General features: G+C 67.1%; 1 protein-coding gene. It reads left to right on the top strand.

The features are described 5' to 3' along the window. A partial coding sequence (locus tag EN824_RS34660) for a glutaredoxin domain-containing protein (RefSeq protein ID WP_281041417.1) occupies nt 1-143 on the top strand: 143 nt, incomplete at its 5' end. Nucleotides 144-289 lie beyond the last annotated feature (146 nt).

The raw sequence follows: 289 nt of genomic DNA, 5'->3' as shown, positions 1-289 counted from the left end.
CCCGTCGTGAGGAAATGATGACCAGGACCGGTCGTCGCACGGTGCCGCAGGTGTTCATCGGCGAGAAGCATGTTGGCGGTTATGACGATCTGTCCGCGCTCGACCGCGCGGGCGGTCTGACGCCTCTGCTCGAAACCGCCTGAACGCACGCGCCTTTGCGCGCGTGTACGGGCGGGTGAAACACAAGCCGGCGCAACGCCGCTCTTCAACCGGGCGGGCGGCGCGCCGCAACGATCCGGCGGCCACGGTAACGCGTGGGCTGCCGCTACGCACATCTATCAGGGAACCA

This window comes from Mesorhizobium sp. M8A.F.Ca.ET.181.01.1.1 (genome assembly GCF_004792025.1).
In the GTDB taxonomy this organism is placed as follows: Bacteria; Pseudomonadota; Alphaproteobacteria; order Rhizobiales; family Rhizobiaceae; genus Mesorhizobium.
Note: the sequence above shows the minus strand (reverse complement) of the source record. Positions and strands in the feature narration are given on the sequence as shown.